Raw genomic sequence first — 6751 nt, forward strand, 5'->3', positions numbered from 1 at the left:
TGATGACGCCGGGCGCACGGACGCGAGCCCCGTAGGGAAGGCTGTTCGTCTCGCCGATCTCGATGTCCGGGGTGCGACCGATGCGGCGCAGGGCGTCGGCGAAGACCAGGCTGCCGCCGCCCTCACCGACCCAGAGCACGCACTGGCCGTCGGTGACGACCGGAGCGATCAACTCGGCGAAGCGGGCGTGGCCGAACGCCGGGACACACACCACGATCAGCTCGGCGCCGGCCACAGCAGCGGCCGGGTCGGTACTGGTGGCTGCGACGGGTGCCGGAACGGCGCCGTGCCAGGGAGCTTTCAGCACCACCTGCCCGGTCTCGGCGATCGCCTCGAGCCCGGCGGAGAACTCCGGCAGGTCGGCGACGGTCACTTTCGCGCCGTGGTGCGACAACTCGACGGTGCAGGCCAAGGCGCCCGCGCCGGAGCCGAGGACGGTGACGTTCGTGGGGATGGTGTTCATGCGTGCACCGCCTCGGCAAGTCGGGTCATGTGATCGGAGATCTCGTCGGCATCTGCGCCGCCGACGGAGAGGATGACCGAGTCGACACCGTTCGCTTCCAGCCGGGCGAGCTGCTCGCGGACGTGTGACACCGGCCCCGCGATTCCGAACGCGGCCGCGATGTCATCGGTGACCAGCGCCGTCGCTTCCTCGCGCCCGCCGGTGCGCAGCGTGTGGCGCAACGCGGTGACCTCGTCGCGAGACAGGCCGTACACGTCGATCAGCTCGTCGGCATACGAGCCGCCGGCCATCATCAGGCAGCGCGGACGCAGCCGGTCGTACGCGGCGCGTTGATCGTCGCCGATCTCGACGTCGAGCATGATGCACACGTCGGTGCCCGCGCCGGTCTTGTCGCGCACGTAGTCGACGTGGGTGTCGGAGATGCCGTGGGTGATGACGCCGTCGGCGATCTGGCCGGCCAGGGCGAGCATCTTCGGCCCACGAGCAGCCAGGTAGACCGGCGTCGACGAGACCGGCCAGCGCAGCGCGCCGCGGGTGCTGAACACCTCGCCGGTGACGTCAGCGCTCCCGGCGTGCAGGTCGCGGACGATCCGGGTCGCCTCGGTGATGGCGGCCAGCGGCCGCTTGATGGGGACGTCCAGGTGCTGGCTGAACTCGTAGCCGCCGCTGCCCAGACCGAGGACGAAGCGGTCGCCGGCCAATTCGGCAATGGTGCCGGCGAGGCTGGCCAACAGGGCCGGGTGGCGCAGGAACGGGCTGGCCACGGCGGTGCCGAGCGTGGTGGTCGAGGTGCGTTCGGCCATCAGCGTCAACGCGACCGAGACGTCCCGGTTGTAGTAATGGTCGGCCAACCACAGCTCGTCGAAACCGAGCTTCTCCGCGTGCGCCGCGAGATCGCCGACGATGCCGATCGGCCGATCGAGGGGGATGGTGATGCCATATCTCATGACGCGGTGGTGTTCCTTTCTGAAAGCTGTGTGCCGGTCTGCTCCTCGGTGGGCGCGGCCAGCTCGCGCACCAGCCCGGACAACGCATCGCGGCGGTACCAGGCATGGGCGCGTAGATCGTCGATGGGGGCGATGTCCTGGTGGATCGCCGTGGCAGCCGTAGCGACAACTGCCGGGGTGAGCTCGGTCAGCGCGGCTTCGGCGTGCGGGCATCGCACCACGGTGGGCGCGACGGCCCCGGCGGCGAGCCGGACGTCGCGCAATCTCGTGCCGGTGGCCGACCATGACCACGCCAAGCTGACCACTGCGATCGCCAGGGCGCGGCGGTAGCCGAGCTTGCGGAAGCCGGAATGCTCGACCGGATGCAGGTCGACGTAGTCGATCCACTCCCCGGCACGCAGGGTGGTCCGCCCGGGGCCGGCGAGAACGTCGCTGATCGGCACGGATCGCGCGCCGTCGGCGCTACGTAGGCCCAGCACGGCATCGGTCACGACCAGCGGCGGCACCAGGTCGGCCGCCGGTGAGGCATTGGCGATGTTTCCGCCGAGGGTGGCTCGGTTGCGGATCTGCGGAGACGCGAACTGGGCGATCGCCTGCGCCAGCGCCGCCGGGATCGGGACCGGAGCTCGGGCGATGGCGCTGATGGGAGCCGTGGCCGACACGCGGGTCACGCCACCGGACAGCTGCTCGACCGGGGGACGAGCGTCGGACATCGCCGTCAGATCGACCAGCTCGGGTGTGGCGGTGTCGAGGCCGTGGATCAACAGGTCGGTCGCTCCGGCCACGGGGCGGCCACGGGCGCACAACGCGTCGGCCAGCTGTGTGGTGGCGGCGCGGACGAGCCGCGGCCGGCTGAGGGTGGGCCCGATCATGGCGAGTCCCGATGATCGGCGGCGGCCAGGACGGCGGCCACGAGCTTGGAATACCCCGTGCAGCGGCACAGGTTGCCCGACAACGCCTCGCGGACGGAGTCTTCGCTCACGTGGTCGGCTTCGGCCAGATGCGCCGCGGCGGAGACCACCACACCGGGAATGCAGTACCCGCACTGCAGCGCCTGGTGATCGACGAACTGTCGTTGCAGCGGGCTCAGGTCGTCGGCGGTGCCCAGACCCTCGGCCGTCACCACGTCGCGACCGTCGGCCTGACCAGCGAAGACGAGACACGAACAGACCGGATCGCCGTCGAGCAGCACCGTGCAGCTACCGCATTCGCCGACACCGCAGCCCTCCTTGACCCCGCGCAGCCCCAGGTGGTCGCGGAGGACGTCGAGCAGGCGCGCGCCGGGGTCGTACCCGTGCACCGGGGTCCCGTTCACCTTCATGCTCGTCTCCTCCTTCCGCTGTGTTCGGGTGGCCGTGCTCGACTCGTCGCCGGTCACGCCGCCTCCAGCGCGGCCAGGCCGGCGCGGAGGCGTTCGGGGGTCATGGGTAGCTGTCGCGGCCAGAAGCCGGTGGCGGTACCGATGGCGGCGGCGATGGCCGGAGCCGTCGGTACGACCACCACTTCGGACATCCCTTTGGCGCCGAACGGCCCGGTCTCTTCATGCCCGCTGACCAGGATGGTCTCGATGGGTGGCACGTCGACGGCGGTGGGGATCAGGTAGTTCTCCAGGCTGGTGGTGACCGGCACGCCGTCGTCCAGCCGGTACTCCTCGAACAGCGCGAAGCCGATGCCCTGAGCGACGCCGCCTTCGGCCTGTCCCACCGTGGTGCCCGGGTTCACCGCCACGCCCGCATCGACCGCGCACACCACGCCGTGCAGCCGGACCTCGCCGGTGTAGACGTTGACCTCCAGGCGGACGACCTGGGTGCTGCAGCCGTAGACGGCGTGCGGGGCGTAGTCGGCGAGAGAGTCAGCGGGAATCCGGCCGATGTCCTCCACGTCGGGCAGGACGAACTCGGCGTCGTACTCCGCCCGTCCGGTGGCGACCAGCCGAGCGGCGACGTCGTCGAACGACACCCCCGAGCCCTCGACCACGGCGGACTCGTCGAGCACGGCGCGCAGCTTGCGACACACCAGCTGCACCGCCGAGCCGCCGGCATACATGCTGCGTGAGGCGGCGGTGGCGCCGGATTCGGGAACCAGTTCGGAGTCGCCGACGTGAACGTGGATCCGGTCGTAGTCGATGGCCAGCGTGTCCGCGGCGACCTGCCGGTACGCGGTGGCGATGGCCTGGCCGGTGTGGTTGGGCCCGGCCCAGATGTTGACCTCGCCGTTCGCGGAGACGATGAGCCGGGCGCGGGCGGTGTCACCCTTCCCGCTGCCCATGCCGACGCCCTTCATCGCCATGGCGATGCCGGTGCCGCGCCGCCACGGACCGGGTGTCGACTCCGCCGCCCAGGCGTCGCGTTCGTGCCACCACGGGTGTGCGGCAGCGGCGTCGAGGGTTTCGAGTGCGCGCAGGCTCCGGCTGACGGTGTGCCCGTAGAGACTATGCCGCCCGCCGGGACGCAGCAGATTGCGCCGGCGCACGTCGACCGGGTCCAGGCCGAGTTCGGCCGCGGCTGCGGAGATCGCGGTCTCGAGTCCGAACGCCACTTGCGGCACACCGAAGCCGCGGAATGCGCCGGCATTGGCGTTGTTGGAGTAGCGGACCGTGCCGTCGAACCGGGCGTTCGCCGTGGCGTACGGGCCGCTGGACAACTCCGCGGACGTCTTGAGGACGTTGCGGCCCGCGGTCACGTACGGCCCGGTGTCGGCGACGGCATGGCTGTCGATGGCGCGCAGGGAACCGGAGCGGTCGAAACCCACGCGGACCCGGGTGCGGTAGGGGTGCCGCTTCGGGCCGGCGATGATCGTCTCAGTCCGGGACAGGTGCAGGTGAATCGGGCGCTTCGTGCTCCACGCGAGCAGGGCCAGGTACACCGGAGCCGGGTCGTCGTTGCGTGAGCCGAACGCGCCCCCGACCGGATTGCTGACCAGCCGGACGTCGTCGAGCGGGAGCTGCAGGGCCTGGGCGATGAATCTGCGGTGCAGTCCTGGGTTCTGTGATCCGCACCAGACCGTGATCTTGCCGAGGTCCCACTCGGCCATCCCACCTGGGGTCTCGATGGCCACATGCTCCTGCGCCGAGGTGGTGGTGTCCACGTCGACGACCACGGCGGAGTCGGCCAGGGCGGCCTCGACGTCGCCGGATTCGAACGCGATGGTGCCCGCGACGTTGCCGCCAGGGTGCAGCGACGTGGGCGCGTCGACGTCGGCCCCGGTGACCACAGGGAGCGGCTCGTAGGTGACGTCGACCAGGGCCGCAGCCCGGCGCGCCGTGGGGAAGTCGACTGCTGCGATCAGCGCGACGGCTTCGCCGACCTGCCGGACAACGTCGCCGGCCAGCACGGGCGGGTTGTGCGGGTCGGAGCCGAGCCGGTTGAACGGAACATCGCTCGCGGTCAGGACCGCGACGACGCCGGGTTCAGCGGCCGCGCGGGACGTGTCGACGTCGACGATGCGAGCGTGCGGATGCGGTGAGCGGTGAACGGCGCCGTGCAGCATCCCGTCGACCTGGCGGTCGGTGACGTATTCGAGCGCACCCGACACGATGGCGGCGGAGTCCTCCGACGGCAGCGACCGGCCCACGGCCGAGCTTCGCACCGCGGCACCGGGGCGGGTGGCCGGCCACGTCATGGCGACGACTGCCGATCCTCGAGGTGACGAACCACGTCGTCACCCAGACTCAGCCAGTTGCGCTCGACGAGCTCGGCCAGCCGGGCGACGTCGGCGGCTTCGCATGCCTCGATGATCTGGTCGTGGTCGTGCGCCGAGGCGTAGCCGGCGGCATCGTCGAACAAGGCGTACTCGAACCGGCGGACTCGCGGGGTCAGCCGTGCCAGCAGGTCGGCGACCACGGGATTGCCGGACAGCTCGATGAACACGTCGTGGAACGCCGTGTCGGCCTGGATCATGCGGTCTCGGTCGCCGGCCTGGGCGGCTTCGAGGAGTTCGGCGTTGTGGCGGCGAAGCGCCTCGACGTCGGTAGGTGTCAGCTTGCCGACCGCCAGCCGGGTGGCCAGGGCATGCAACTGGGCCACGACCGGGAACACCGCGGCCGCATCGGCCGGATCGACCTCGGTGACGCGTGTCATGGCACCGGGGATCGCCTCGACCAGGCCCATGGCCGCCAGCTCCTGCAACGCCTCACGGACCGGGGTGCGGCTGACCCCGAGCTGCTGCGCCAGCTCGCCGTCTTGAAGCCGCTGGCCAGGACTGAACGTCCCCGAGACGATGTGTCCTTCGAGGACTTTCAACACCCGCTCACGTAGCGAGACCCGGCGCAACCGATCCAGCTTCACTCCAGCCACGGCGCGAACATATCACATGCAAGTCGATGGTATGTTGTCCCCGATATATTGCACGACAGCTTCTGCCATCCATATCGAAGAGACGAGCATTGACCGACACAACCCCGGCCACGGCGCTGTCCCCGCGAGTCGTCCTCACCGTCGGTGTCGGGCTGGTCGCGCCGTCCCTACCGGCCTTCCTGATCGGGGCTACCGCAGCTCAGGTCCGCGCCGAGTTGAACGTGTCCGCTGCGGCGCTCGGGACGATGGTGGCCACGCTGTACCTCGTCAGCGCTGCCACGGCGCCGTTCACCGGGCGGGTCGCCGATCGGCGCGGCGCCCGGTTCAGCATCGCCGTCGGCACGTCGGTGAGTGCCATGGCGCTGGCGGGCCTCGCGTTGTTCACTCACCACGCGGTGCCGTTGGTGTTGTGCCTCGCGTGCGCGGGGGTGGGCATCGCCTTGGTGGATCCGGGCCTGACCCGGCTGGTCGCAGGTCGCGTTCCACCCCGTCGCCGGGGGCTGGTCTTCGGTATCAAGGAGGCTTCCATTCCGTTGGCGACGATGGCCGCCGGGTTCGCCGTGCCGGCCATCGCGGTCACCGTCGGGTGGCGCTGGGTCTTCGCCGTCGGCGTGGTCCCGTTCGCCGTCGTGATGTTCTTGCTGGCAACCGGGCGTGAGGCGCCGTCTCGCGCCGACGGCCACACCGGAGGCGTGCGTGCGGCCGAGACGTCGGCGCCGCGGCGCAGCGGCACGCTGGCACTGGCGGTCGGTGCGGGCCTGGCGTCCATGGCGGCGACGGGGATCAGCGTGTTCATGACCGACAGCGCCGTCGCTGCCGGGCTGACCCAGTCGCAGGGTGGTGTCCTGCTCGGTGTCGCCAGCGTGGTGGGGGTGATCGTGCGGATCAGCTCCGGCATGCTCGCCGACCGCCGTCCCGAGGCCGCGACGTGGCTCATCCCGTCGATGATCGTGGTCGGCGCGGTGACGATGCTGTTGGGTGCCACCGGTACCGGGGTGCTGCTGGGGGTCGGCGCCGTCGGCGCGATCGCCGGTGGGTGGGGTTGG

7 protein-coding genes are annotated in these 6751 nt (G+C 70.8%); 1 reads left to right on the forward strand and 6 read right to left on the reverse strand.

Going from position 1 to position 6751, the window contains the following annotated elements:
• The 6 genes from M6444_RS04415 to M6444_RS04440 all read right to left on the reverse strand — a co-directional run.
• On the reverse strand, nucleotides 1–463 hold a 463-nt coding region (locus M6444_RS04415), incomplete at its 3' end, for a 2-dehydropantoate 2-reductase N-terminal domain-containing protein (protein ID WP_298323532.1).
• Nucleotides 460–1410 (reverse strand): LLM class flavin-dependent oxidoreductase, encoded by a 951-nt coding sequence (locus M6444_RS04420; RefSeq protein ID WP_298323534.1) that lies wholly within the window; start codon nucleotides 1408–1410, stop codon nucleotides 460–462. The genes M6444_RS04415 and M6444_RS04420, both read right to left, overlap by 4 nt.
• The gene (locus tag M6444_RS04425; RefSeq protein WP_298323536.1) at nucleotides 1407–2282 is read right to left on the reverse strand and encodes an FAD binding domain-containing protein; all 876 of its coding nucleotides are present in this window, start codon (nucleotides 2280–2282) and stop codon (nucleotides 1407–1409) included. The genes M6444_RS04420 and M6444_RS04425 overlap by 4 nt, the downstream gene beginning before the upstream one ends.
• Nucleotides 2279–2731 carry a (2Fe-2S)-binding protein gene (locus M6444_RS04430; protein ID WP_298323538.1) on the reverse strand — a complete coding sequence of 151 codons (453 nt, stop codon included), beginning with the start codon at nucleotides 2729–2731 and terminating at the stop codon, nucleotides 2279–2281. Before M6444_RS04430 ends, M6444_RS04425 begins: the two co-directional genes overlap by 4 nt.
• Nucleotides 2732–2784: 53 nt before the next feature.
• Entirely contained in the window at nucleotides 2785–5031 is a 2247-nt protein-coding gene (locus tag M6444_RS04435) for a xanthine dehydrogenase family protein molybdopterin-binding subunit (RefSeq protein ID WP_298323540.1), read from the reverse strand.
• Nucleotides 5028–5705 (reverse strand): GntR family transcriptional regulator, encoded by a 678-nt coding sequence (locus tag M6444_RS04440; RefSeq protein WP_298323542.1) that lies wholly within the window; start codon nucleotides 5703–5705, stop codon nucleotides 5028–5030. The genes M6444_RS04435 and M6444_RS04440 overlap by 4 nt, the downstream gene beginning before the upstream one ends.
• An 89-nt stretch (nucleotides 5706–5794) precedes the next feature.
• Between M6444_RS04440 and M6444_RS04445 the strand changes: the two genes are divergently transcribed.
• The coding region (locus M6444_RS04445; RefSeq protein ID WP_298323544.1) for an MFS transporter at nucleotides 5795–6751 on the forward strand (957 nt) is incomplete at its 3' end.

The sequence above is a fragment of the Haloactinopolyspora sp. genome (assembly GCF_027324685.1).
In the GTDB taxonomy this organism is placed as follows: Bacteria; Actinomycetota; Actinomycetes; order Jiangellales; family Jiangellaceae; genus Haloactinopolyspora.